This is a genomic window from Bradyrhizobium sp. 521_C7_N1_3 (assembly GCF_052075975.1).
GTDB lineage: Bacteria > Pseudomonadota > Alphaproteobacteria > Rhizobiales > Xanthobacteraceae > Bradyrhizobium > Bradyrhizobium japonicum.
Genome location: NZ_CP197232.1, coordinates 3658143 through 3682878, shown reverse-complemented (window position 1 = coordinate 3682878; position 24736 = coordinate 3658143). Strand labels below are relative to the sequence as shown.

The 24736-nt window shown below is 64.6% G+C and carries 21 protein-coding genes; 7 read left to right on the top strand and 14 right to left on the bottom strand.

Going from position 1 to position 24736, the window contains the following annotated elements:
• Positions 1–26 precede the first annotated feature (26 nt).
• Complete coding sequence (locus AB7008_RS17090) at positions 27–3296, bottom strand: DUF2126 domain-containing protein (protein WP_441259128.1); 3270 nt, start codon at positions 3294–3296, stop codon at positions 27–29.
• Between the two features lie 263 nt (positions 3297–3559).
• Here AB7008_RS17090 and AB7008_RS17085 point away from each other — a divergent pair, with 263 nt between their 5' ends.
• A complete protein-coding gene (locus tag AB7008_RS17085) occupies positions 3560–4477 on the top strand; it encodes a lipase family protein (protein ID WP_441259127.1) in 918 nt (305 codons plus the stop codon).
• 13 nt (positions 4478–4490) lie between these two features.
• Here AB7008_RS17085 and AB7008_RS17080 read toward each other — a convergent pair whose 3' ends face one another.
• From AB7008_RS17080 to hpaR, 8 genes are all read right to left on the bottom strand, one after another.
• Positions 4491–6014, bottom strand: a complete 1524-nt coding sequence (locus tag AB7008_RS17080; protein ID WP_039151250.1) for a UxaA family hydrolase — start codon at positions 6012–6014, stop codon at positions 4491–4493.
• 167 nt (positions 6015–6181) lie between these two features.
• A complete protein-coding gene (locus AB7008_RS17075) occupies positions 6182–6958 on the bottom strand; it encodes an HpcH/HpaI aldolase family protein (protein WP_028157190.1) in 777 nt (258 codons plus the stop codon).
• A 128-nt stretch (positions 6959–7086) separates the two neighbouring features.
• On the bottom strand, positions 7087–8172 hold the full coding sequence (locus tag AB7008_RS17070) for a malate/lactate/ureidoglycolate dehydrogenase (RefSeq protein ID WP_441259126.1): 1086 nt from the start codon (positions 8170–8172) through the stop codon (positions 7087–7089).
• 93 nt (positions 8173–8265) lie between these two features.
• On the bottom strand, positions 8266–8994 hold the full coding sequence (locus AB7008_RS17065; RefSeq protein WP_248882057.1) for an ABC transporter ATP-binding protein: 729 nt from the start codon (positions 8992–8994) through the stop codon (positions 8266–8268).
• The gene (locus tag AB7008_RS17060) at positions 8994–10772 is read right to left on the bottom strand and encodes a branched-chain amino acid ABC transporter ATP-binding protein/permease (RefSeq protein ID WP_248882056.1); all 1779 of its coding nucleotides are present in this window, start codon (positions 10770–10772) and stop codon (positions 8994–8996) included. The genes AB7008_RS17065 and AB7008_RS17060 overlap by 1 nt, the downstream gene beginning before the upstream one ends.
• Positions 10769–11641 carry a branched-chain amino acid ABC transporter permease gene (locus AB7008_RS17055; RefSeq protein WP_015687508.1) on the bottom strand — a complete coding sequence of 291 codons (873 nt, stop codon included), beginning with the start codon at positions 11639–11641 and terminating at the stop codon, positions 10769–10771. Before AB7008_RS17055 ends, AB7008_RS17060 begins: the two co-directional genes overlap by 4 nt.
• Positions 11642–11725: 84 nt before the next feature.
• On the bottom strand, positions 11726–12871 hold the full coding sequence (locus AB7008_RS17050; protein ID WP_028157186.1) for an ABC transporter substrate-binding protein: 1146 nt from the start codon (positions 12869–12871) through the stop codon (positions 11726–11728).
• Positions 12872–13165: 294 nt separating this feature from the next.
• The gene (gene hpaR, locus AB7008_RS17045) at positions 13166–13681 is read right to left on the bottom strand and encodes a homoprotocatechuate degradation operon regulator HpaR (protein WP_041955771.1); all 516 of its coding nucleotides are present in this window, start codon (positions 13679–13681) and stop codon (positions 13166–13168) included.
• Positions 13682–13792: 111 nt separating this feature from the next.
• On the opposite strand from hpaR, the gene hpaH reads away from it, so the two are divergent.
• The 6 genes from hpaH to AB7008_RS17015 all read left to right on the top strand — a co-directional run bounded on the left by hpaH (position 13793) and on the right by AB7008_RS17015 (position 20174).
• The gene (hpaH, locus tag AB7008_RS17040) at positions 13793–14599 is read left to right on the top strand and encodes a 2-oxo-hept-4-ene-1,7-dioate hydratase (RefSeq protein ID WP_441259125.1); all 807 of its coding nucleotides are present in this window, start codon (positions 13793–13795) and stop codon (positions 14597–14599) included.
• Between the two features lie 31 nt (positions 14600–14630).
• The gene (locus tag AB7008_RS17035; RefSeq protein ID WP_441259124.1) at positions 14631–15029 is read left to right on the top strand and encodes a 5-carboxymethyl-2-hydroxymuconate Delta-isomerase; all 399 of its coding nucleotides are present in this window, start codon (positions 14631–14633) and stop codon (positions 15027–15029) included.
• Complete coding sequence (hpaE, locus tag AB7008_RS17030; RefSeq protein ID WP_441259123.1) at positions 15022–16560, top strand: 5-carboxymethyl-2-hydroxymuconate semialdehyde dehydrogenase; 1539 nt, start codon at positions 15022–15024, stop codon at positions 16558–16560. Before AB7008_RS17035 ends, hpaE begins: the two co-directional genes overlap by 8 nt.
• A gap of 105 nt (positions 16561–16665) precedes the next feature.
• The gene (hpaD, locus tag AB7008_RS17025) at positions 16666–17649 is read left to right on the top strand and encodes a 3,4-dihydroxyphenylacetate 2,3-dioxygenase (RefSeq protein ID WP_014496854.1); all 984 of its coding nucleotides are present in this window, start codon (positions 16666–16668) and stop codon (positions 17647–17649) included.
• A gap of 4 nt (positions 17650–17653) precedes the next feature.
• Positions 17654–18523: a fumarylacetoacetate hydrolase family protein gene (locus tag AB7008_RS17020; RefSeq protein ID WP_028157181.1), complete on the top strand. Its 870-nt coding sequence runs from the start codon at positions 17654–17656 to the stop codon at positions 18521–18523.
• Positions 18524–18548: 25 nt separating this feature from the next.
• Entirely contained in the window at positions 18549–20174 is a 1626-nt protein-coding gene (locus AB7008_RS17015) for a thiamine pyrophosphate-dependent enzyme (RefSeq protein WP_441259122.1), read from the top strand.
• Here AB7008_RS17015 and AB7008_RS17010 read toward each other — a convergent pair.
• The 5 genes from AB7008_RS17010 to AB7008_RS16990 all read right to left on the bottom strand — a co-directional run bounded on the left by AB7008_RS17010 (position 20152) and on the right by AB7008_RS16990 (position 24613).
• Positions 20152–20826: a hypothetical protein gene (locus AB7008_RS17010; RefSeq protein ID WP_441259121.1), complete on the bottom strand. Its 675-nt coding sequence runs from the start codon at positions 20824–20826 to the stop codon at positions 20152–20154. The genes AB7008_RS17015 and AB7008_RS17010 overlap by 23 nt on opposite strands.
• A 72-nt stretch (positions 20827–20898) precedes the next feature.
• A complete protein-coding gene (alkB, locus tag AB7008_RS17005; protein ID WP_441259120.1) occupies positions 20899–21552 on the bottom strand; it encodes a DNA oxidative demethylase AlkB in 654 nt (217 codons plus the stop codon).
• 9 nt (positions 21553–21561) lie between these two features.
• The gene (locus AB7008_RS17000; RefSeq protein ID WP_441259119.1) at positions 21562–22308 is read right to left on the bottom strand and encodes a 2OG-Fe(II) oxygenase; all 747 of its coding nucleotides are present in this window, start codon (positions 22306–22308) and stop codon (positions 21562–21564) included.
• Between the two features lie 276 nt (positions 22309–22584).
• Positions 22585–23271, bottom strand: a complete 687-nt coding sequence (locus AB7008_RS16995) for a DUF2848 domain-containing protein (protein WP_028157176.1) — start codon at positions 23269–23271, stop codon at positions 22585–22587.
• Positions 23264–24613 carry an amidase gene (locus AB7008_RS16990; protein WP_441259118.1) on the bottom strand — a complete coding sequence of 450 codons (1350 nt, stop codon included), beginning with the start codon at positions 24611–24613 and terminating at the stop codon, positions 23264–23266. The genes AB7008_RS16995 and AB7008_RS16990 overlap by 8 nt, the downstream gene beginning before the upstream one ends.
• Positions 24614–24736 lie beyond the last annotated feature (123 nt).

The following is a 24736-nucleotide window of genomic DNA, read 5'->3' as shown; positions in this document are numbered from 1 at the left end:
CGCCTCTCCCTGCCCCACCATCATTCTCATTGCAGGAGCGGGGTCCGCAAGTCGAGGGTCAGCGGAAACTCACTTGTGCGTTCCTCGGGCGGCGGCTGCATCGGACCCGGCGTATGGCCGTGGTCCTGGAAGCGCGCCAGCCGCCGCGCCTCGGCCTCGTAGGTGTTGACGGGCTTGGTGTCGTAGCTGCGGCCGCCGGGATGGGCGACATGATAGACGCAGCCGCCCAGCGAGCGGCCGTTCCAGGTGTCGATCAGGTCGAAGGTCAGGGGCGCGTGAACGGGGATGGTCGGGTGCAGGCCGGAGGCCGGCGGCCAGGCCTTGAAGCGGACGCCAGCGACCGCCTCCCCGGAGCGTCCGGTCGAGGTCATCGGCAGGCGGCGGCCGTTGCAGGTCACGACGTGGCGGCCCTCGACAAAGCCCTCAGCTTTCACTTGAAGCCGTTCAACCGAACTGTCGACATAACGCACCGTGCCCCCGGCCGAGCCCTCCTCGCCGAGCACGTGCCAGGGCTCCAGCGCCTGCCGCAGCTCCAGCGTCACGCCGCCATGATGGATACGGCCAAAGGCGGGAAAGCGGAATTCGAGCTGGGCCAGATACCATTCCGGCTCAAAGGGATAGCCGGACTGCTTCAACTCAGAAAGCACGTCAAGAAAATCCTGCCAGATGAAGTGAGGCAGCATGAAGCGATCGTGCAGCGCGGTGCCCCAGCGCACGAACTTGCCGGTCTGCGGCTCGCGCCAGAATTTTGCGATCAGCGCGCGGATCAGGAGCTGCTGCGCCAGCGACATGCGCGGGTCGGGCGGCATTTCGAGCGCGCGGAATTCGACGAGGCCGAGCCGGCCCGTACTGCCATCGGGCGAATAGAGCTTGTCGATGCAGATCTCGGCGCGGTGGGTGTTGCCGGTGATGTCGACGAGCAGATGCCGGAACAACCGGTCCACCAGCCACAGCGGCGCCTGGTAGCCCGGTGGCGGCACGTGCGAGAGCGCGATCTCGAGCTCGTAGATGCTGTCGTGCCGGGCTTCGTCGATACGCGGCGCCTGGCTGGTCGGGCCGATGAACAGTCCCGAGAAGAAATAGGAAAGCGACGGATGCCGCTGCCAGTGCAGCACCAGGCTCTTGAGCAGATCGGGACGGCGCAGGAACGGCGAGTCCTGCGGGCTCGAGCCGCCGACGACGACGTGGTTGCCGCCGCCGGTGCCGGTGTGGCGGCCGTCGACCAGGAAGCGGTTGGCCCCGAGGCGCACCTTGCCGGCGTCCTCATAGAGGCCTGAGGTGATGTCGACCGCGTCGCGCCAGCTCTTGGCCGGCTGGATGTTGATCTCGATGACGCCGGGATCCGGCGTCACCTTGATGACCTCGATGCGTGGATCGAACGGCGGCGGATAGCCCTCGACATGGACCTGGAGCTGCATCTCCTCGGCGGTGGCTTCGAGGGCCGCGACCAGTTCGAGATAATCCTCGATGCGCTCGACCGGCGGCATGAAGGCGCAGAGCACGCCGTCGCGGACTTCGACCGACATCGCGGTGCGGACCGGGACCGACGTGTTGAGTTTCTCGGGCGCGGCCGGCGGCGGCGCTTCCGGACGCGCCGGAAGGCTGAACACCGGCAGCTTGCCGTGCGGCTCCATCGGGTCGCGTTCGACGATGTAGGGATATTGATCGGGTGGAACGTAGCCGAGCGAACCGATCGGCAGGCGCAGACCAAGAGGGGAATCGCCCGGCATCAGGAACAGATGATTGCGCCGGAGTTGCCAGCGCTCGCTGCGCCAGCGCGGCGGCGCGTTCCAGCGCTGCACCGGCAGCACGAATCCGCGCGGGGTGTTGAGGCCCTGCTCGAACACCCGCGCGATCCGCACACGTGCCTCCGGGTCGGACAATTTGGAGTCGGACGGATCGACATTGACGGGAAGCTCGGCTTCCTTCTGAAGCCAGAGCGCGGTGTCCTCGTAGGCCGGCATGATGTAGCCGGGATCGAGCCCGAGCCGCAACGCCGCACCTTCCATGAAGGTCTCAGCGTCCTTCACCTGCGCGGGCCGCGGATTTTCGATCTTGGCGATGAGATCGGCGTTCTTCCAGATCGGCACGCCGTCCTTGCGCCAATAGAGCCCAAAAGCCCAGCGCGGCAGGCTCTCGCCCGGATACCATTTGCCCTGGCCGTAGTGCAGCAGGCCGCCCGGCCCGAAACGCGTGCGCAGGCGGCGGATCAGATCGTCGGCCAATGCGCGCTTGGTCGGGCCGACGGCCTCGGTGTTCCACTCCGCCGCTTCGAGATCATCGACGGAGACGAAGGTCGGCTCGCCGCCCATGGTGAGACGCACGTCCTGGCTTGCGAGATCGCCATCGACCTGCTCGCCGAGATCGTTGAGCCGCGTCCAGGATTCGTCGGAGAACGGCTTCGTGATGCGCGGCGCCTCGCGGATGCGCTTGACGCTCATATCGAAAGCGAACTCGACTTCGGCAAAGCCGGCGCCGCCGGAAATCGGCGCCGCCGAGCGATAATGCGGCGTGGCCGCAACCGGGATGTGCCCCTCGCCCGCGAGCATTCCGGACGTCGCGTCGAATCCGATCCAGCCTGCGCCCGGCAGATAGACCTCGGCCCAGGCGTGCAGATCGGTGAAATCGTTTTCCACCTCGGGCGGTCCCTCGATCGGATCGATGTCGGGACGGATCTGGATCAGGTAACCGGAGACGAAGCGCGCCGCGAGGCCGAGATGACGCAGGGTCTGGATCAGGAGCCAGGCAGAGTCGCGACACGAGCCAGCCCCGGAGGAGAGCGTCTCCTCTGGCGTCTGCACGCCGGGCTCCATGCGGATGATGTAACGGACGTGCTTCTGAAGCTCGCGATTGAGATCGACCAGGAAGTTGACGGTGTTCGGAGCTTCGTGCGGGATCGTGTCGAGAAATTTCGCGAACAGGCGATCGGGCTTGATGGTCTCGAGATAAGGCGCGAGCTCCGTCTTCAGGTCCTTCGGATATTCGAACGGAAAGCTGTCGGCATAGGGCTCGACGAAGAAGTCGAACGGGTTGACCACGGTCATCTGCGCCGTGAAGTCGACCTCGAATTTCAGCTCGGTCGTCTTCTCCGGAAACACGTAGCGCGCCAGCCAATTGCCTTGCGGGTCCTGCTGCCAGTTCACGAAATGATTGGCCGGAGTGACCTTGAGCGAATAGCTCAGAACCGGCGTGCGCGTATGCGGCGCCGGCCGCAGCCGGATGGTCTGCGGGCCAAGATCGATCGGGCGGTCGTATTTGTAGTGCGTGACGTGATGTAATGCGACGTAGATCGACACGGGGTGCGGTGCTCCAGCAGCTTTTTTGAGCAGAACACCGGTTCCGGGTGGGATCAAGCACTAACAACGGGCACGGGTTGCCTACGCCGCGGGCTGATCGGCGAGTTACACTTGCCGAAGTGATCTACCTATGATCGAATGAACCATTGCCTGCACAAGCCGCGCCCGACGCGCCGCTTTGCGCATGATGGACTCTCCCGTTCGTAATGGTTGCCGCGCAACGTATCGACGCGTGGCGCGGCCTGAAAGAGGAGATGTTTCCGATGAGCTTTCTGGTCAGATTCCCGCGAGCTTCCTATCGCGCCGACGCGCTCGATGGTTTCACGGTCACTCCAGATTTCACACCGGGAAACGCGCAAGCCATGATGTGGTTGTCGCAGCTCGCCTACGAGACCGACGACCGCGACAAGGTAGACAATATCCTGAAGGCACTGGGGCTGGAGATGCGCGGCTTCGGTGCCGACACTCCCGCTACAGGTTTGGTGCCGCCAAAAGCCCGCTTCATTGTCGCCGTCGGACGCGGCGCGACTTTCGTCACACTCTCCGGCACCGATCCGCTCAGTATCAAGGATTGGATCACCGACTTCACCCTCGCGCCAAGTCCAAATGTTTTTCACAAGGGATTTGCCGAAGCCGTCGACGCAGTCCGATCAGACATCGAAGTCGCGATCAGGAGTGGCGGCGCCGGACAGCCGCTCTTCTTTACTGGACACAGCATGGGCGGTGCCTTGGCAAATATCGCGGCACTGCGGGCGTTGGATGCTGGCCTGCGGGCAACCGCCGTTTACACGTTTGGCGGGCCGCGAACCGGCGGTCAGGATTTCTTCGAAGCCTACGAGCCTCTCGGCGAAAGCACGTTCCGGCTCGTCAACGGTAACGACATCGTCCCGGCCGTTCCACCCAGCCTGCTAGGCAACTTCCGCCACGTCGGCCAAATGCTGCGTTGCGCGTCTGGCTCGACCTTCGCAGGTCAGGTGCCGGAGTCGAAAGAGGGAAACGACCCCAGCCTCCTCCAAGTCGGGCTTGGTGCCGCGCGCAATTTCCACCTGAAGATCCCAAGCATCAAGGAACTCCGCGACATCGACCCGCGGACGCTCGACCAATCCGACATCCTGCCCGGCTTCGTGCGCGACCATGTTCCGGCAAGCTACTTCCGGGCGTTGTCGGTCACCATTCCGTAACGGCCGCTCAGCCTCACATCGTCGCCCCGAGCACCCAGGGCGCGAATTCGGCGCCGCCGAAATCGAAGCTTTCGCTCTTGGTCGGCTGTCCGGACGCGGTCTTCAGGATGAGCTCGAAGATGCGCTGGCCGCACTGCTCGACGCTCTCCTCACCTTCGAGGATGGTGCCGCAATTGACGTCCATGTCCTCTTCCATGCGCTTGTACATGGGCGTGTTGGTGGCGAGCTTGATCGAGGGCGCCGGCTTGCAGCCGAACACGCTGCCGCGGCCGGTGGTGAAGCAGACCAGATTGGCACCGCCGGCGACCTGGCCGGTCGCAGCGACCGGATCGTAGCCGGGCGTGTCCATGAAGATGAAACCCTTCTTGGTGATGGGCTCGGCATAGCGCAGCACGTCGACGAGATTGGTGGTGCCGGCCTTGGCCATCGCGCCGAGCGATTTCTCCAAGATGGTGGTGAGGCCGCCGGCCTTGTTGCCGGGGCTCGGATTGGCGTTCATCTCGGCGCCCTCGCGCTCGGTATACGCGTCCCACCAGCGCATGAGATCGACCAGCTTCTCGCCGACCTCGCGGCTGACGGCGCGGCGAGTGAGCAGGTGCTCCGCGCCGTAGGTCTCGGGCGTCTCCGACAGGATCACGGTGCCGCCGTGACGGACGATGAGATCGCTGGCAGCCCCAAGCGCCGGGTTTGCGGATACGCCGGAATAACCGTCCGAGCCGCCGCATTGCAGGGCCACGGTGAGCTCGCTCGCCGGGACGCTCTCGCGCTTCACCTTGTTGGCATCAGCGAGCGCCTCGCGTACGAAGGCAATACCCGCTTCCACCGTCTTGCGGGTGCCGCCGACCTCCTGGATGTCCATCGCGCGGAGGCGGCCGGCGAGCTTCTGCTCCTCCATCAGGCCGCCGATCTGGTTCACCTCGCAGCCCAGCCCAAGCACGATGACGTGGGAGAAGTTGACGTGACGCGCATAGCCGCCGAGCGTGCGGCGGAGCAGCGCCAGGGGCTCGTTCTGCGTCATGCCGCAGCCGGTCTTATGGGTCAGCGCGACCACGCCGTCGACATTGGGAAAGTCGGCGAGCGGATTGTCGCCGGTGAACGGATTCTTCTTGAAGACGTCGGCGACGAGGCTTGCGACATGCGCGCTGCAATTCACCGAGGTGAGGATGCCGATATAGTTGCGCGTGGCGACGCGGCCGTCCGGGCGGCGGATGCCCTCGAAGGTCGCCGGCAGGTCGAAGTTCGGCGTCGGCTTGACGTCGGCGCAATAGGCATAGTCCTTGGAAAAATCGCCCATGCCGCAGTTCTGCGTATGCACGTGCTGGCCCGGCGTGATCGGCACCGTCGCAAAGCCGATGATCTGGCCGTAGCGCCTGACCGGCTCGCCCAATGCGATCGGCTTGATCGCGACCTTGTGGCCGGAGGGAATGCGCTCGACCGTGGTCACGCCGTCGGCGACCAATGTTCCCGGCGGCAGGCTCGCGCGCGCGATCAGCACGCCATCATCGGGATGGAGGCGAATGACGGGGCTGATGGTCATGGCAGGTCTCCTGTATCAAAACTATCGTGCCCCGGACGCTGCGCAGCGTGAAACGGTGCACTGCGGATCCGGGGCCTGGTTGTCACGTCGCATACTTCGCTGGCTTCTGGGTCCCGGCTCTGCGAAGCGGCGCTACGCGCCGCATCGCATCCGAGACACGAGAGTGCCTATGCCTTCCCGGCCGAATCCTTGCGGGTCGCGTTGACCTGCATCTTGGCGTAGGTCGTCATCAGGCCGACTTCGTTGGACAACGTCACCAGCTTGAAGCCCATGTTGATGGCACGCGCCGCGCCTTCCGCGCCGCTGCAATGGATGCCCGGGTTGAGACCGCGCTTGGCACATTCCTTGATGATCTTGTCGTAGATCGCGAGGATCTCCGGCTCGGTGCGGTCGAGCTTCGGCTCGAGGCCGTAGGAGAAGCCGAGATCGGACGGACCGATATAGACGCCGTCGATGCCCTCGACATCGAGGATCGCTTCCATGTTCTCGACCGCGGTCCTGGTCTCCATCATCGGCAGCAGGATGGTGTCGGCATTCGCGGTCTTCTGGTAGGAGCCCGCGGTGCCGTACATGCCGGCGCGGATCGGGCCGTTGGAGCGGACGCCCTGCGGCGGATATTTGGAATACGACACGAGGTTCTTGGCCTCCTGCGCCGTGTTGACCATCGGGCAGATCACGCCATAGGCGCCGCCGTCGAGCACCTTGCCGATGATGCCGGGCTCGTTCCAGGGCACGCGGACCATCGGGGTCACGGGATGCTTATCCATCGCCTGGAAGCACTGCACCATCGAGAGATAGTCCTGCACGCCGTGCTGCATGTCGACGGTGACGCTGTCGAAGCCGCATTGCGCGATCATCTCGGCCGAGAAGCCGGAGGGAATCGCGAGCCACGCGTTGACGACGGCCTTGCCCGACTTCCAGATTTCCTTGACCTTGTTCGCCACGTTGCCTTCCTTCTTTTGTTGCTTGGACCGTTGTTTGGACCTTCGTCACCATGACGAGCGCCGCGACAGCACGGCTCTGCTGTTACCGCGAACCGGGGCTCCGCGCTACGCTCGCAATGACGCAAGACCTATGCGGTCGCCCGCTGGATGCTGACTTCGCTGACACCGACCTCGCGGGCGGTGTTCACTATCGCCGCCCAGGTGTCATCCGGCAAGGGGATGCCGTTCTTGGTGCGCTCGGCCCGGGTTTTCCGCTCGGGATCGCCCGGAATCAGCACCTGATCGACCCCCGCCATCGGCTTGGTGGCGCGAATGAAGTCGGTATAGCGCGACACCTCTGCATCGAACACATGGGAGGTATCGATCACCTTCGGATCGACATAGAACGCCAGCATGCCGTTGGCGAAGCGCCGCCCGCCCGAGGTGGCCCCGGTTCCGGTCAGCGCGCCGCCGAGCAGCTCGCACATGAAGGCAAGGCCCGAGCCTTTGTGGTCGCCGAAGGCGCGGATCGCGCCGGTGCCCTTGGTGTGGTCGCGCGGCCCCTCCGGCGTGAAGGGCCCGTAGAGCACGGTCGGGTCCTCGCTCAGGGTCCCGTCGGCATCGACCAGCGCGCCCTTCGGCAGCTTCTTGCCGCCGCGGCTTGCGACCAGCACCTTGCCTTCGGCGACGACCGAAGTGGCGAAATCCAGCACGATCGGATCCTGCCCCTCGCGCGGGATGCCGACGCAGTAAGGCGCGGTTGAGAGCCGCTTTTCGACGCCGCCGAACGGCGCCACCAGCAGCGAGCCGGCGGCATTGACGAAATGCACGGAGACCAACCCTTCGGCGGCGGCCATCTCGGCCCAGTCGCCGACGCGGCCGATATGGCCGGCATTGCGCAACGCGACCGCGGCAAGGCCGGCCTTCTTGCATTTCTCGATGCCGATCCGGACCGCCTGCGGCGTCACGGTCTGGCCGTAGCCGAACTTGCCGTCGACCACCGCGAGCGAAGGCGTGTCGACAACCACCTCTGCGGTCTGGTTGGGGACCACGAAGCCGGTCTTCAGCCAGCGGATGTAGACGGGCACACGGATCACGCCGTGGCTGTCATGGCCGGTGAGATTGGCCGTGGTGAGACAGGTCGCGATCCGCTTCGCCTCCTCCGGCGAGGAGTCTGCATGACCAAACACCTCGCCGACGAAGTCGATGAGGTTCTGGACCTGGATCGTAACCATGGACAAACTCCCCGGTTATTGTCTGGGCATGATCTTCTCGGAAAACCGCTGCACACTTTGCGCTAACGCGGCCCTCCGGGTCCGGACCATGCCCTAAGCACTTACCTTGCCATGGCCGCCGAGATAGGCGGCGCGGATCGCTTCGTTGCCCCAGAGCTCGTCGGGCTTGCCACCGAGCACGATGCGGCCGGTTTCGAGCACATAGCCGTAATCGGCCACCGACAGGCCCATGCGCGCATTCTGCTCGACGAGCAGCACCGTCGTATTGCGCCGGATCTCCGAGATGATCTTGAACACGGCCTGCACGATGACGGGCGCAAGACCAAGCGAGGGCTCGTCGAGCAACAACAGCCGCGGCTTGGCCATCAAGCCGCGCGCGACCGCCACCATCTGCAACTGGCCGCCGGACAGCGTCCAGCCGAGCGCGTTGGTGAACTTCCGGATGTCGGGGAACAGGTCGAACATCGCGTCCGCCTCCCGCGAGATCTCCGAGGTCGGCGCCCGGCGATTGGACGCGCCGAGCATGATGTTCTCTTTCACGGTGAGACCCGGGAATACCCTGCGGCCTTCCGGCACGTGGCTGATGCCCATGCGGACGATCGCTTCGGGACCAAGACCTGCGATCGAATTGCCGTCGAACAGGATGTCGCCGGAGGTCGGCTTGGCGAGGCCGGAGATGGCGCGCAAGGTCGTGGACTTGCCGGCGCCGTTGGCCCCGAGCAGCGTCACCACCTGCCCCTGCTCCACCGCGCAGGTCACCCCGCGCAGCGCTTCGATCTCGCCGTAGCGCACCACCAGATTGCGGATTTCGAGCAACGGCATCATTCGCTCCCGAGATAGGCGGAGACGACGTCGGGATGACGCAGCACGGCCAGGGATTCGCCGTCCGCGATACGGCGTCCGAAGTTGAGCACGGTGATGTGCTGGGCCGCTTCCGAGACCAGCGTCATGTCGTGATCGATGATCAGGATGGTCAGGCCCTGCGCCGCGATGCGCTTGAGCAGCTCGTGCAGTTCCAGCTTCTCGGTCGAGTTGAGGCCGGCCGCGGGCTCGTCGAGCAGCAGCAGCGTCGGGTTCGAGGCGAGCGCACGGGCAATCTCGATCAGCCGCTGATGGCCGTAGGAGAAGCTCGAGATCAGCTCGTTGGCGCGGCTGCCGAGCCCGACGAAGGTCAGAGCCTCCATCGCCCGCTCGGTCAGAGCGTCGTCGCCCTTCCCGACCATGGTGTTGCCGGGCCGCTCGGCGCCGATCTCGACATTCTCCAGCGCCGTCATCGAACGGAACAGGCGAATGTTCTGGAACGTGCGGCCGAGACCAGAAGCCGTGCGCTGATGCGGCGGCATGTGGGTGATGTCGGTGCCGTCGAGCACGATCTTGCCGGCTGTCGCTTCATAGAGACCCGAGAGCACGTTGAGCGTCGTGGTCTTGCCCGAGCCGTTCGGACCGATCAGCGCATGCACGCCGCCGCGCTTAACGGCGATGTCGACGCCGTCGACGGCCTTGAGGCCACCGAAATGCTTCGACAGGCCGGTGACTTCCAGCACCGTGTCGCCGCCGATCGTCGCCGGCTTCAATTGCAGGGCAGCCGCGGCCGGCGGCGCCTTGATCTTGGCGCGCCAGCGCGTGAAGGCGTCCGCAACAAAGCCCCAGATGCCGTCGGGCATGAAGCGGATGATCAGGATCACGAACAGGCCGTAGATTGCGAGATACAGGCCCGGCACGCTCTTGAGGAAGCGCAGCCATTCCGGGATCAGGATCAAGAGACCCGTGCCGATGGCAGAACCGATCGGCGAGGCCACGCCGCCGAGCAGCGACATGGTCAGGAACACGATCGATTCCGCAAAGGAGAACTGATCGGGGCTGACATAGGCGAAGCCGCCGGCAAACAATCCGCCCGCGAGCCCGCCGAGCAGCGCACAGAGCGCGAAGGCGTAGATCTTGGTGCGGAAGACGTCGATGCCGTTGACGCCGGCCGCAAGCTCGTTGTCGCGCACGGCGCGCATGGCGCGGCCGAGCTTGGTGTCGGAGAGATGCCAGACCAGATAGCCGACGATCGCCAGCATCGCGACGCAGAAGGCGAGATAGCTCTGCGACGACTGGAACAGGTCGGGTCGCTTGATGTTGGATACGCCGTCGGGACCGTGCGTCAGCCAGATCGCGTTGATCATCACCAGCGTGACGATCTGCTGGAACGAGATCGTGACCATCGCAAGGTAATGTCCGCCGAGCCGCAGCGTCGACATGCCGAGGAAGGCGCCGGCCAACAGCGAGATCACGCAGCCGCCGACGAGGCACAGCCAGAAGCTGGCATGCAGATCATTCGTCCCGATGCCGACCGCATAGGCGCCGAGCCCGAAGAACGCGGCTTGCGCCAGATTGATCTGGCCGCACAGGCCGAGCACCACCGAGAGCCCGAACACCGCGATCGCGAACGTGGTGGCCTGAAGCAGGATGTTATGGATGTATCCGTCGAAGCGCATGTTGGCCGCGAGCGCGACCAGGATCGCCGCGCCGATGAAGTACGGCAGGTGCCGGATCACGAGCGGTTTCGAACGGATGGCGGGCGCCGGAATCGGCATGTTGTCGCTGGGTGCGCTCATGCTTTTTCCGCCACGCGTTCGCCGAAGATGCCTTGCGGCCGGAAGATCAGGAAGGCGACCAGCACCAGGAAGGCGAAGCCGTCCTTGTAAGGCACCGAGATATAGGCCGCGCCAAAGGTCTCGATCACGCCGAGGGCGAGACCGCCGATGATGGCGCCGGCAACGTCGCCGAAGCCGCCGATGATGGTAGCCGCGAACGCCTTCAGCGCGATCGTGGAGCCCATCTGGATCGAGACGAACAGCACGGGCGCAACGAGGATGCCGGCAAGGCCGCCAAGCACCGCCGAATAGATGAAGGTGATCATGATCATGGTGGAGACGGAAATGCCGAGCAGCGAGGCCATTTCCTTGTCCTGCGAGGTCGCCTGCAGCTTCTTGCCGAGCAGCGTCTTCTCGAAGAACCAGAAATTGAAGATCACGAGACAGATGGTGACGCCGATGATCAGCAGATACTGGCTGTCGAGATAGACCGGGCCGACCTGAATGCCGGGCGTTTCAAACCAGCCTTCCAGCACCTGCGGCTGCGGGCCGTAGATCGCGAGCACGGAATTGGCGAGCAGGATCGAGGCGCCGATGGTGGCGATGATCACGGGCAGATAGGTGCGGTGGCGCAGCGGATAATAGACGCCGAGATTGAAGATGACACCGAGCAGCGCCATGCCGAGCAGCGCAACGATGAAGGCCGCCCAATAGGGCAGACCGGCTTCGATCGCGACGACCATCAGATAGGCCGCGACCATGGAGAATTCGCCCTGGGCGAAATTCACCACGTTGGTGGCACGGAAGATCAGCACGAAGCCGAGCGCAACGAGCGCGTAGACGGCGCCGATACCGATGCCGGTAAACAGGAGTTGTAGGGCGAGATCCATGACAAGCGTTCTGTTGGAGGTCAGATTCGTCCAATGAAAGACGTTTCGACCTCCCCGACCGGGATCGGGGAGGTCGTTTCAACGTCAATCGTTGAACTCGATGTGCTTGTCGAAGACGATCTTGCCCTTGTCGTTCTTCACGATGTTGTAGCCGTGGAGACCGTCGCCGTTCTGGTCGAAATTGTATTCGCCCTCAGCGCCCGGGAACTTCTTGATCGCGAGGATGGCTTCACGGACCTTGCCGGGCTCGGTGGTGCCGGCCTTGTTGATGCCCTGCGCGAGCACGTTGATGGCGTCGAAGGTCCACGAGCTCTGGTTGTCGGGCGCAACCTTGACCGCGTCGCGGTAGATCTTGCCGAACGCCTTCGAGCCCTCGCTGGAATCCTCGGCATAGTCCGCCACGCCATACGTGTTGTAGAGCGCGGGACCCGCGAGCTTCAGCGCGGTGATGTTGACGATCGAGGGCGAGCCGACCCACGGGATGTTGACGCCGAGCTGACGGAGCTGGCGAGCGAAGATGCCGAGATCGTTCTCGAACGTGAAGTAGGAACCGAGGATGTCGGCGCCGGACTGCTTGATCGCGAGCACGACCGGGGTGAAGTCCTGGCTCTGGTTGGCATAGCCTTGATCCAGCACGGGCGGCGCGCCCAGCTTGGTCAGCGCTTCGGTCAGCGCCTTGCCGCCTGCGGTGCCGAACGCATCGGTCGAGTGCAGCACGGCCCATTTCTTCTTGGCCAGCGTACTGACGCCGTATTCGGCGATCACGCGGCCGGAATAGCTGTCATTCGGACGGCAGCGGAACAGCCACTGATTGCCCATATGGGTGAGATTCGGATCGGTACCGCCGATCATCACGGGCTTGCCAAGTTTGATCACGTCGGGCGCCATCGCGTGCACCTGGGTCGAACGGATCGAGCCGAGGAAGCCGACGATGTCGGACTGCGCGGCGAGCTTGGAGAATGCGAGCACGATGCCTGGATTGGTGGTCTGGTCGTCCTCGACGATCAACTCGCCCTGCTTTCCCAGGATACCGCCGGCCTTGTTCACAGCTTCGAGCGCGAGCCTGGCGCCCTTGACGGCGTAGCCGCCGGATTCAGCGGCGGGGCCCGTGACGGGCGCGCACATGCCGATCTTGATGGTGGCGCCTTGCGCATGCGCGCTCTTGATGAGGTAGGGCGCGGCAATGCCGGCAGCAATTCCGGCAGCGAAGTCGCGTCTCGTCAGTCTCATTCATTCCTCCCTGGGGCCGGGCATCCTTGTCGGCCCTTCTTTGTCTTGGCTCTTTCCCTGAATGCAGAGCCGGATGCTACTTACGGATTCTCTCCGCGTGAGTAAATTGATATTGAGACGCCATCGACTAAGTGCGGAGAGCTCGCGCCCGAAGATGACTAACACCTGCGGCGACGATCTATTCTCGGCTATTTTTTAAGGGCTTTTCGCGCATTTCACGGCGATCGCGCTGCCCACGCGTTATGCAACGACGACAGTCATGCGTGGCAGGAAAGTCATCATGCAAATTTGCCGTTACGTTTCATCCGTAACGTCGCTCGCGTCGGTGGAAGCGAGACACAGTTCCAACTCACCGAGCATCTCCTGCAACTCGGCGAGCTTGCGCGCGCCGAAGCGTTGCGTGATCTCGGCGTAGATCGCCTCCGAGGATGGGGCGACCGCAGCCATCAGCTTCACGCCCTCTTTCGAGATCGAGACCATGCTGCGGCGCTGGTCCGCCTTCGCGGTCTTGCGCTCGATCAGATTGCGCGCCTCGAGATCGCGCAGGATGCGCGACAGGCTCGGGCCGAGGAGAAATGCCGTGCGCGCGAGCTCAGTCACCTCCGCGGCCTCGATGGCTGCCAGGGCCCGGAGGATGCGCCATTGCTGCTCGGTCAGGCCGTGCTCGCGCAGCTTGGGACGAAATTGCCGCATCACCGCTTCACGTGCCCTCAGCAGCGACATCGGCAGCGAGCGCGAGAAGTCGCGCATCGGCACCTGCCGTGCGGCGAGCTCACTTCCGTTCGCGGGATCAGCCGGTCTCTTCGCCATGTCGTCCTTTCAAGCCGCAAAATGTTTGCAGTGCAGCAAACCCAAATTGTGTTTTACGCATTCACTTAACATGTTAAGTATCTTCGGGCACCACGATTTGTAAGATCACAGATGGCGCTTTCCAACGACGATATCCAAGCTTGTGCGAACCGTCTGCACCAGGCGGAGAAGACCCGCACCCAGATCCGGCAGCTCTCGCAGGATTTTCCAGCCATTACCATCGCTGACGCCTACGCGATTCAGAAGGCGTGGGTCGACCTCAAGCTCGCGGAGGGCCGCACGGTCAAGGGCCACAAGATCGGCTTGACCTCGAAGGCGATGCAGAGCGCGCTCAATATCGACGAGCCGGATTCCGGCGTGCTGCTCGACGACATGTGCTTTGCCGATGGCGGCCTCGTTCCGACCGAGCGCTTCATCGCCACGCGCGTGGAGGCCGAGCTCGCCTTCGTCATGAGCAAGCGCCTCGCGGGGCCGGACTGCACGATGTTCGACGTGCTCAACGCCACCGACTTCGTCGTGCCGGCGCTTGAGATCCTGGACACGCGCATCGAACGTGTCGACCCCAAGACGAAAGCGACGCGAAAAATCTTCGACACCATCGCCGACAACGCGGCGAATGCCGGCATCGTGCTCGGCGGCCGTCCGATCCGCCCGCTGGACGCGGACCTGCGCTGGATCGGCGCGCTCTGCTTCAAGAACGGCCAGCTTGAGGAGACAGGCCTCGCCGCCGGCGTGCTCAATCATCCCGCCACTTCGGTAGCCTGGCTCGCCAACAAGATCGCGCCGCACGGCCTTGCGCTCGAGCCCGGCCAGATCGTGCTCGCCGGCTCCTTCATCCGTCCGATCGAGACCCGCAAGGGCGACACAATTCAGGCCGATTATGGCGCCTACGGCTCGGTGAGCTGCTACTTCGCTTAGGCGAGCAAAAAAGACAGGGAGTGAAACCGCGATGCCGCATTTCACCATCGAATATTCGGCCAATCTCGACGGCCGCCTCGACATCGGCGCGGTCTGCGAAGTGGTGCGGAAGGCGGCGGTCGAGACCGGCATCTTCCCACTCGGCGGCATCCGCGTCCGCGCCGTCAGGTGCGAGCACTATGCGATCGCGGACGCGCGGCAGGACTACGGCTTCCTCGACATGGTGCTGCGCATCGGCGAAGGCCGCGACCTTCCCACGCGTCAGAAAGCCGGCGAGCACGTCTTCCAGGCGCTTTCAAAGCATCTCGATCCCGTCTTCGCCGCCGGCAAGTTCGCCCTGTCGTTCGACATGCAGATCAACGACAAGGATACGAGCTGGAAGCGCAACAACATCCACGACGCCCTGAAAGTGGAGGCTGCCCATGGATAAGCCCACGCCGAAAGCCGATGTGTTCCAGGCCAATCGCGACCGCGCCGCTCCGCTGCTGAAGAAGCTGCGGGCCGACGGCATTGGCCACATGATCGACGGCAAGACCGTCGCCTCGATCTCGGGCGAAACCTTTGAAACGAAGTCGCCGGTCGATGGCGCCGCGCTCGCGAGCGTCGCGCGCGGCAACGCCGAGGACATCGACGCCGCAGCCACCGCCGCTGCCCTGGCCTTCAAGTCCTGGCGCGACATGGGGCCGGCGATGCGGAAGAAGCTGTTGCACCGCGTCGCCGACGCGATCGAGGACAATGCCGAAGACATCGCCGTGCTCGAATGCATCGACACGGGACAAGCCTATCGCTTCATGGCCAAGGCCGCGATCCGCGCCGCCGAGAATTTTCGCTTCTTCGCTGACAAATGCGCCGAGGCGCGCGATGGCCAGAACACGCCGAGCGACGAGCACTGGAATATCTCGACGCGCGTGCCGATCGGCCCCGTCGGCGTGATCACGCCGTGGAACACGCCGTTCATGCTCTCGACCTGGAAGATCGCGCCGGCGCTGGCCGCGGGCTGCACCGTCGTGCACAAGCCGGCCGAATGGTCGCCGGTGACGGCTGCCATTCTGGCAAGGCTCGTCAAGGAAGCCGGCGTGCCCGACGGCGTGCTCAACACCGTGCACGGTTTCGGCGAGGAGGCCGGCAAGGCGCTGACCGAGCATCCCGCCATCAAGGCGATCGGCTTCGTCGGCGAGAGCGCGACGGGCTCGGCGATCATGGTTCAGGGCGCGCCGACCCTGAAGCGCGTGCATTTCGAGCTCGGCGGCAAGAACCCGGTGATCGTGTTCGACGACGCCGATCTCGACCGCGCGCTCGATGCCGTCGTGTTCATGATCTACTCGCTCAATGGCGAGCGCTGCACCTCGTCGAGCCGTCTGCTGATCCAGCAAAGCATTGCCGAGACATTCGTCGCGAAGCTGACTGCGCGCGTGAAGGCACTCAAGGTCGGCCATCCCCTCGATCCCGCCACCGAGATCGGGCCGCTGATCCACGAGCGCCACCTCGCAAAAGTCTGCTCCTATTTCGACATCGCGCGGCAGGATGGTGCTGTGATCGCCGTCGGCGGCAAGGCCTATGACGGCCCGGGCGGCGGGCATTATGTCGAGCCGACCTTGGTGACCGGCGCGAACGGCAAGATGCGCGTGGCGCAGGAGGAGGTATTCGGCCCCTTCCTCACCGTGCTGCCCTTCAAGGACGAGGCCGATGCGATCGAGATCGCCAACGACATCCGCTATGGCCTGACCGGCTATGTCTGGACCAACGATGTCGGCCGCGCGCTACGCGTCGCCGACGCGCTGGAGGCCGGCATGATCTGGCTGAACTCGGAGAACGTTCGCCATCTGCCGACGCCGTTCGGCGGCATGAAGGCCTCGGGCATCGGCCGCGACGGCGGCGACTACTCGTTCGACTTCTACATGGAAACCAAGCACGTCTCGCTGGCGCGGGGCACGCACAAGATTCAGAAATTGGGAATTTAGAGCCACCGTCGTTCCGGGGCGCGAAGCGAACCCGGAACCTCGAGATTCCGGGTTCGGTCCTGACGGACCGCCCCGGAATGACGACCGAGCCGAGGGGAAACGCCGATGCCCGTACCGCAACACATCTTCGAACCGCCGTTCAACATCATCCGCTCCAGTCACGTCGTGCTCGACGTGACCGACTTGAAGCTCAGCCGCGAATTCTACGAGACCACCGTCGGCCTGCATGTCGAGGATGCCGACGACAAGGTCGTCTACTTGCGCGCAGCCGAGGAGCACCAGCATCACTCGCTGGTGTTGCGCAAGGCGGCGGTGCCCGCCTGCGCCCGGCTCGGCTTCAAGGTCGGCAACGACAAAGACCTCGACAAGGCCGCCTCCTTCCTTTCGGAGAACGGTCTCTCTTACGCCTTCGTCGACCAGCCCTTCCAGGGCCGCACGCTGCAGTTCACCGATCCCTTCGGCTTCCAGATCGAGCTCTACGCGTCGATGGACCGCCGCCCGCATCTGCTTCGCCGCTACGATCTCTACAGGGGATGCCATCCGCAGCGGCTCGATCATTTCAACGTCTTCGCCGCCGAAGTGCAGGACACCGTCGAGTTCTATGCGCGGCTCGGCTTCCGTCTGACCGAATACGCCGAGGAGGACGGACCGAACGGGCGCATCGCGGCTGCCTGGATGCATCGCAAGGGCAATGTCCACGATTTCGCGATCACCAACGGCAAGGGCCCGCGCCTGCACCACTTCGCGTACTGGACGCCGACGGCGATGAACATCATCCATCTCTGCGACGTGATGGCCTCCCAGGGTTTTGTGAAGAACATCGAGCGCGGCCCAGGACGTCACGGCATCTCCAACGCGTTCTTCCTCTACGTGCGCGATCCCGACGGTCACCGTCTCGAGCTCTACACCAGCGATTATTTCACCGGCGATCACGACCACGAGCCGCTGCGCTGGTCGCTGCGCGATCCACGCCGCCAGACGCTGTGGGGCGCGCCGGCGCCGCGCTCCTGGTTCGAACAGGGCTCGCCGTTCAGCGGGCAAGCCGTGCGCGAGCCGAAGTTCGTCGCCGACGTGCTGGTGGCGGATTAAGCAAATGAAACTCCCTCGCCTCGCCACCTATTCCGTCAAGGGTGACACCCGCTACGGCGCCGTCCTGGAGGGAGGCATCGTCGACCTCTCGACGCGCCACGCCAAGGACTATCCGACGCTGCGCGAGGTGATCGCGGCCGGAAAGCTCGTGAGCCTTGCCGAGGAGGCCGCCGGCCGCGCGCCGGACTATGCACTTGGCGACATCACCTGGCTGCCGCCGGTGCCCGCGCCGGAAAAGATCATCTGCATCGGCGTCAACTATCCCGACCGCAACGCCGAGTACAAGGACGGCCAGGAGGCACCGAAATATCCGAGCATGTTCATGCGCTCGCCCCGCTCCTTCGTCGGCCACGACACGCCGCTGGTGCGTCCGCGCGCATCGGCGCAGCTCGACTACGAAGGCGAGATCGTGCTTGTGATCGGCAAGGCCGGCCGGCACATCGCGGAAAGTGCCGCGCTCGACCACATCGCGGCGCTCACGCTCTGCAACGAAGGCTCGGTGCGCGACTGGCTGCGCCATGCCAAGTTCAACGTCACGCAGGGCAAGAATTTTGATTCCAGCGGCAGCCTCGGCCCGTGGCTGGTGCCCTACACCAGGGAAGCACAGATCGCCGACATCAGGCTCACCACGCATGTCAACGGCGAGCTACGACAGGACGACCGCACCAGCAGGCTGATGTTCCCGTTCCGCTATCTCATCAGCTATATCTCTACCTTCGCGACGCTCGTCCCCGGTGACATCATTGTGACGGGCACGCCGACCGGCGCCGGTGCGCGGTTCGATCCGCCGCGCTATCTGAAGCCCGGCGATGTCATCGAGGTCGAAGCCGAAGGCATCGGCATGCTACGGAATGGCGTCGTCGACGAAGCCTGAACAACAATCGAAATGGAATAGTGCAATGACCACCCTCACCGGCGGCGAAGCGATCGTAAGCGGCCTTGTCGCCCATGGCGTCGACACCGTGTTCGGCCTGCCCGGCGCGCAGGTCTACGGCCTGTTCGACGCCTTCCACCAGGCTAAGCTCAGCGTGATCGGCGCGCGGCACGAGCAGGCCTGCGGCTACATGGCATTCGGCTATGCGCGCTCCAGCGGCAAGCCCGGCGTGTTCAGCGTGGTGCCCGGCCCCGGCGTGCTCAACGCCAGCGCGGCGCTGCTGACCGCCTACGGCTGCAACGAGCCGGTGCTGTGCGTCACCGGCCAGGTACCGACGCAGTTTCTGGGCAAGGGCCGCGGCCATCTGCACGAGATGCCGGACCAGCTCGCCACCTTGCGCACCTATGTGAAATGGGCGGATCGGATTGAAACGCCCGGCAACGCACCGACCACCGTGTCGCGCGCCTTCCAGGAGATGACGTCCGGCCGTCGTGGCCCTGCCTCGGTCGAAATGCCCTGGGACATCTTCACCCAGCGCGCGGACACCTGTGACGCCAAGGTGCTGGAGCCGCTGCCCGCGCCGCTGCCTGACCCTGATCTGATCAGGCAGGCGGCCGCGGTAATCAGGGGCAGCAAGGCGCCGATGATCTTTGTCGGCAGCGGCGCGATCGAGGCGCGCGACGAAATCCTCGAGCTCGCCGAGATGATCGATGCACCCGTCGTCGCCTTCCGCAGCGGGCGCGGCATCGTCTCCAACGCGCATGAGCTGGGGCTCACGATGGCTGCCGCCTACAAGCTGTGGCCGAAGACCGATCTCATGATCGGCATCGGCTCGCGGCTGGAGCTGCCGACCATGTCGCGCTGGCCGTATCGGCCCGACGGGTTGAAGAGCATCCGCATCGACATCGATCCCGTCGAGATGCGGCGCTTCATCTCCGACACCGCGATCGTCGCCGATGCCAAGACCGCGACCGCCGATCTGATCGAAGCGGTCAGCAAGGCCGGCTACGGCAAGACCGCCGGCCGCCGCGCCGCGATCCGCGAGGCCGCCGCGACCGCGCTGGCAGAGATCCAGAGCATCCAGCCGCAGATGGCCTATCTCAACATCCTGCGCGAGGTGTTGCCGGCCAACGCGATCGTCACCGATGAATTGTCGCAATTCGGTTTCGCGTCCTGGTACGGCTTTCCGATCTACGAGCCGCGCACCTTCATCACGTCGGGGTATCAGGGCACGCTCGGATCGGGCTTCCCGACCGCGCTCGGCGCCAAGGTCGCCAATCCCGACAAGCCGGTGGTGGCGATCACCGGCGACGGCGGCTTCATGTTCGGCGTGCAGGAGCTTGCCACCGCTGTGCAGTTCAACATCGGCGTGGTGACGCTGGTGTTCAACAACAACGCCTATGGCAATGTCCGCCGCGACCAGCGCGAGCGCTTTAACGGCCGCGTGGTCGCGTCCGATCTGGTCAATCCGGATTTCGTCAAGCTCGCGGAGTCCTTTGGTGTGGCTGCTGCGCGCGTCACCGCGCCGGACCAGTTCAAGGCGGCGATGGACAAGGCGCTGGCCCATGACGGGCCATATCTGATTTCTGTGGAAGTGACGCGGGATTCGGAAGTCAGCCCCTGGGCGTTCATTCACCCGCCGAAGCCGTAGAGCTTCTCACGGGCTCTTCCCAGCTCGCCGCCTCGCCCGGCGAGCCGATCATGTCATCGGCCACGCGAGAAATCAGGTCCTCGATACCGGTGGGAAAACTTATGCCGTGAGCATCCTCGTCAGCCATGTATACGATGGCGCGCTCCGGCCTGGAAGGTATCCAAAATTCGTACTTGGCGCGCCACAATACCAGATGAGCAAAAAGGGTCTGCAATCTTACTGAGAGCTCTTTGGCCTGTTGTTGCCTGCCTCCGCCCTTGAAATAATCGTCCTTCGAAAGCCAGTCGATGATTTGCAAGTTCAGCGGGTACAAACAATTGCTCGTATAATTGCGGATGACGCCATGCTCTAACTTCTGTCGGTCGTCCAAAGAGAGATATCCGTGGGCAAGAACGTTGTCATACGACCCATCTAGCTCCGGATGAGCACGGGTGATTTCGTCGCAGAGCCGCCGTGCCAGCGCGTTCTGTATAATGAACGCCTTCCTCGTCGCCAGCAGCAGGGATAGCAGGTGAACAAGCTGAGCGCGCCGCGCAGTACGGGCCGCCCTCCATTGAAGAGCACTTTCGATCGCAAGCTTCGAGACATATCCCAAGGCTGCAATCACCGCACCGATCAGAGCCGTGCTCAGCCATCCCGGCATTTGCTGCATGGGCCCCTCGACTTTCGTACTCGGCTAGCCCCAAGTCTAGCCGATTTCCTGCGAGCAAGCACTCTGCTTGATTCACCGCGTCCTGCGGAACGTCAGATTGATCCGCTGCCGCCCGAGCAGGGCGTGCTCGCCATCGGCGAGCGGCGCGACGCCGTGATAGGCGAGCCGGCTCGGCCCGCCCCAGACCACGACATCGCCATGGACGAGCCGGAAGCGCCGCGGCTTGTCGCTGCGTGCCAGGCCGCCGAACAGGAAGGTGGCGGGCAGGCCGAGCGAGACCGAGACGATCGGCGCCGAATAGTCCAGCTCGTCCTTGTCCTGATGCAGCGACAGCCGCGTGCCGGGCTCGTAGCGATTGACGAGGCACGCGTCGGGCGCAAAGCCGGTGAACCCGCCCTGCTCCGCCGCGCGCCGGGCCAGATCGCGCAACACCGGCGGCATCGCGGGCCAGGGCGCGCCGGTTCGCGGATCGATCGGATCATAGCGATAGCCGGTGTGATCGGTGATCCAGCCGCGCTCGCCGCAATTGGTCATGGCCACTGACATCTGATAGCCGCCGGGCGTGGTCATGCGCCGGAACGGCGACTGCGCCACGATGGCGCGCACCGCCGCAATCAGCTCGTCCTCGATCGGCCTGACGAACCCGCGCAGCAGCACGGCGCCGTCGCCGATCTCCTCACGCGACGGCTGCGCCTCGGCGGCCGTGTCGAACAGATCACCCGTCAATCGCAACGCTCATTTGGCATCATGAAAGATCACACCCAGCGTGTGGCGCTGGCCGGACCTGATCCGGCTGACGCCATGGCGGAGATTAACGCGGTAAGTCCCGCGTGTCCCCTGCACTGGACGGTGATGCACGGCAAAAGCGACCGCATCGCCCTGCATCAGCGGCACGACCTCGGCGCGCGACTGCATGCGCGGGCGCTGCTCGGTCAGCACGAACTCACCGCCGGTGAAATCGCGTCCCGGCTCGGACAAGAGGATCGCGACCTGGAGCGGAAACACGTGCTCGCCATAGAGGTCCTGGTGCAGGCAGTTGAAATCGCCCGTCTCGTATTGCAGCAGCAGCGGCGTCGGCCGCGCCTGGCCTGCCTCGTGGCAGCGCTTGAGGAACGCCGCATGCGCGGCTGGATAACGGATGTCGATCCCCATCGCCTCGTTCCAGCGATTGGCAACGCCCTGAAGATGCGCATACAGCGCCGGGCGGAGCTGCGCGATCAGATCGGGCAGCGGGTAGGAGAAATATTTGTACTCGCCACGGCCAAAGCCGTGGCGGCCCATGACGATGCGGCTTCGGAAGCCCGCATCATCAGGATAGAGCGCGGCGATGGCGCGGCATTGGTCCGGCGCCAGCAGATTCTTCAGGACGGCGCTACCCTGGGCGTCGAGCTCGGCGGTGATCTGGGGCCAGTCGAGGGTGTCGACATGGGCGGCGAGGTCAGTTGTTGGACCGACGGCCGAGATACGTTTCGCGATTGCCATAGCGACCATCCTATCCACTCTCGTCATTCCGGGGCGCGACGAAGTCGCGAGCCCGCAATCCCTAACCACGATCGGGAGCATGGATTCCGGGCTCGCGCCCGAGTGGGCGCGCCCCGGAATGACGGAGAGTGTGTCGCAAACCTCGACGGCAACAACCACCCGATTTCCGACTGTCCCCCATCATTGCGAGCGAAGCGAAGCAATCCAGGGGCTTTCCGCGGAACCAGTCTGGATTGCTTCGTCGCAAGGGCTCCTCGCAATGACGGCGGAGAGGTATCAGCCTCGCACCGGCAGCGTGGTCACGTCGTAGCCGTGCTTGATCGTCCGCTTCAGCACCGGATCCTCGAGCTCGAATTCGAACCGATCTGCGGGGCGGATGCCGCCCTTGGCCGCAAAGGTGCCGCCGAACATGACGCAGCCGTCGGGGAACTTCCCACCTTCAAAGCCGCGCGCGATGAGGTCGGCGACCGGAAGCATCGCGTCGAGCGTACCCTCCTGGTAGAGCACACGCTCGCCCTTGATGGTGGCGTAGGAGCGCAGGATCATCCTGTCCCAATGGCCGATGACGTCCTCGAGCTCCCAGAGCGTCGATGCGACCGGCTTGTCGCACATCTGCTTGGACACGGTCACATTGTAGGCCTCGACCTTGCGGTCGGTGTGATCTGAACCGCAGCCGACGAAGATGCGGCCCTGCCAGCCGATCAGCACGAACTCGACCTCACCGGAGGAATCGCCACCGGTGCATTCGATGCTGTCTTCCTGGGTCAGCCGCCGCGCCGAGCCGCGATAGTAGATCGGCGTCGAGGCCGGCGGGGCGATGCCCATCTCTTGCAGCTCGGCGATGTGCTTGTCGCGCGCGACGGGATCGCGGCCGGTCCAGCCGGCGATGACCATCTGGTCGATCGCGAGCGTCAGCGGCGTGGTGGTGTCCTGGGCGTCGACGGTGAAAGTCAGGTCAAACACGAATTACGGCCTCCATGCCGGCAGCAAGTTCAAAGATACGGCGGTCTGATCCGCCCGCCCCCGCCAGCATCAGGCCGACGGGAACGTCGCCCTCGCGATGCGCGGGCAGCGAGATGGCGCAACCGTCGATCATGTTGATGAGAGTGCAATTGCGCAGCGCCCGCAGGTTTTCCCTGGTGAACGCCTTGTCATCGGCGAGATCCGAAATCTTCGGCGGCGTGTTGGCGGTGGTGGGCAGCACCAGCGCATCATAGGGCGCGACGCGCGCATTGACGCGGGCGATCAGCGAGCGGCGCTCGTTGAGGAGATCGATGTAGTCGGCCGCGCTCTGCGCCTCGCCGCGCATGATGCGCACGGAGACCCTGGGGTCGTAGATGTCGCCCTTGGCCGCGATGAGGTAGCGATGCCAGGCGTAGCTTTCGGATGCCGCAAAGCCGCCCTTGGCGTTCATCGGGCCGATGTCGTGAAATTCGGCCATCTCGATTCGCTCGATGATCGCGCCGTGATCGGCGAGGCTCTTGAGCGCGCGCTCGAACGTCGAGGCCACGTCCGCATCGAGATCGTCGAGCGCAATCGTGGTCGGCACTGCGAGCCGCATGCCCTTTACCGGTCGCGGCTTCAACGGGACGATCGGCTCGTTCGCGAGCACCGCATCGAGAATGGCACAGCAACTGACCGATCGCGCCAGCGGCCCGATGCTGTCGAGCGAGAAGGACAGCGGCACGGAGCCGTCCAGCGGCACGCGGCGCTGCGTCGGCTTGTAGCCCACGATGCCGTTGTAGGCGGCCGGAATCCGGCAGGAGCCGCCGGTGTCGGTGCCGAGCGCGCCATGCGCCATGCCGTCGAGCACGGACACCGCGGCGCCCGAGGATGAGCCGCCGGGCACGTGTCCCTCGGCTCGGTTCCAGGCGCCCTTCGGCGTGCCGTAATGCGGATTGATGCCGATGCCGGAATAGGCGAACTCGGTCATGTTGGTCCGCCCGATCACGACGAAGCCGGCCTTGCGCAGCCGCGCCACCGTCGCGGCGTCCTGATCGGCCGGCGCGGAATCGTCGAGCGCGCGGGAGCCGGCGCGGGTGACCTGGCCCTTGATGTCGAAGAGATCCTTGATCGAGACCGGGATACCGGCATAGCGCGACGGCGCCGTCTTGACCTTGCGCAAGCCGTCCATCGCATCGGCGGTCGCGAGCGCGGCGTCCTTGTCGACGTGGATGAAAGTGCGCTGGCCCTCGCCGGCCGGGTCAGCGATCCTGGCGAGGCATGCCTCGACCAGCTTGCGGGAGGTCGTGCGGCCGCTTTCGAGGTCGTCGGCGAGCTTCGCCAGTGTCGGAAAATCGGGCATGTCTGTCTCACGGAATATTGCGCGCGCAATCTATAGCGCCGCCTCGGTTCGACACAAGCATTGTGCGCATGATGGCATGCATGCGCATTGCTGGACCGTTGACGCGCGATGGTCGATTGTCGC

Excerpts from the sequence above, each read along its gene's own strand:
- AB7008_RS17060 (WP_248882056.1), bottom strand. The coding sequence starts at position 10,772 with ATGAGCGCACCCAGCGACAACATGCCGATTCCGGCGCCCGCCATCCGT.
- hpaE (WP_441259123.1), top strand. The coding sequence starts at position 15,022 with ATGGATAAGCCCACGCCGAAAGCCGATGTGTTCCAGGCCAATCGCGAC.
- AB7008_RS16990 (WP_441259118.1), bottom strand. The coding sequence starts at position 24,613 with ATGCCCGATTTTCCGACACTGGCGAAGCTCGCCGACGACCTCGAAAGC.
- hpaD (WP_014496854.1), top strand. The coding sequence starts at position 16,666 with ATGCCCGTACCGCAACACATCTTCGAACCGCCGTTCAACATCATCCGC.
- AB7008_RS17010 (WP_441259121.1), bottom strand. The coding sequence starts at position 20,826 with ATGCAGCAAATGCCGGGATGGCTGAGCACGGCTCTGATCGGTGCGGTG.
- AB7008_RS17065 (WP_248882057.1), bottom strand. The coding sequence starts at position 8,994 with ATGCCGTTGCTCGAAATCCGCAATCTGGTGGTGCGCTACGGCGAGATC.
- AB7008_RS17035 (WP_441259124.1), top strand. The coding sequence starts at position 14,631 with ATGCCGCATTTCACCATCGAATATTCGGCCAATCTCGACGGCCGCCTC.
- hpaH (WP_441259125.1), top strand. The coding sequence starts at position 13,793 with ATGGCGCTTTCCAACGACGATATCCAAGCTTGTGCGAACCGTCTGCAC.
- AB7008_RS17055 (WP_015687508.1), bottom strand. The coding sequence starts at position 11,641 with ATGGATCTCGCCCTACAACTCCTGTTTACCGGCATCGGTATCGGCGCC.
- AB7008_RS17015 (WP_441259122.1), top strand. The coding sequence starts at position 18,549 with ATGACCACCCTCACCGGCGGCGAAGCGATCGTAAGCGGCCTTGTCGCC.
- AB7008_RS17085 (WP_441259127.1), top strand. The coding sequence starts at position 3,560 with ATGAGCTTTCTGGTCAGATTCCCGCGAGCTTCCTATCGCGCCGACGCG.
- AB7008_RS17080 (WP_039151250.1), bottom strand. The coding sequence starts at position 6,014 with ATGACCATCAGCCCCGTCATTCGCCTCCATCCCGATGATGGCGTGCTG.
- AB7008_RS17050 (WP_028157186.1), bottom strand. The coding sequence starts at position 12,871 with ATGAGACTGACGAGACGCGACTTCGCTGCCGGAATTGCTGCCGGCATT.
- AB7008_RS17000 (WP_441259119.1), bottom strand. The coding sequence starts at position 22,308 with ATGGCAATCGCGAAACGTATCTCGGCCGTCGGTCCAACAACTGACCTC.
- hpaR (WP_041955771.1), bottom strand. The coding sequence starts at position 13,681 with ATGGCGAAGAGACCGGCTGATCCCGCGAACGGAAGTGAGCTCGCCGCA.
- AB7008_RS17070 (WP_441259126.1), bottom strand. The coding sequence starts at position 8,172 with ATGGTTACGATCCAGGTCCAGAACCTCATCGACTTCGTCGGCGAGGTG.
- AB7008_RS17020 (WP_028157181.1), top strand. The coding sequence starts at position 17,654 with ATGAAACTCCCTCGCCTCGCCACCTATTCCGTCAAGGGTGACACCCGC.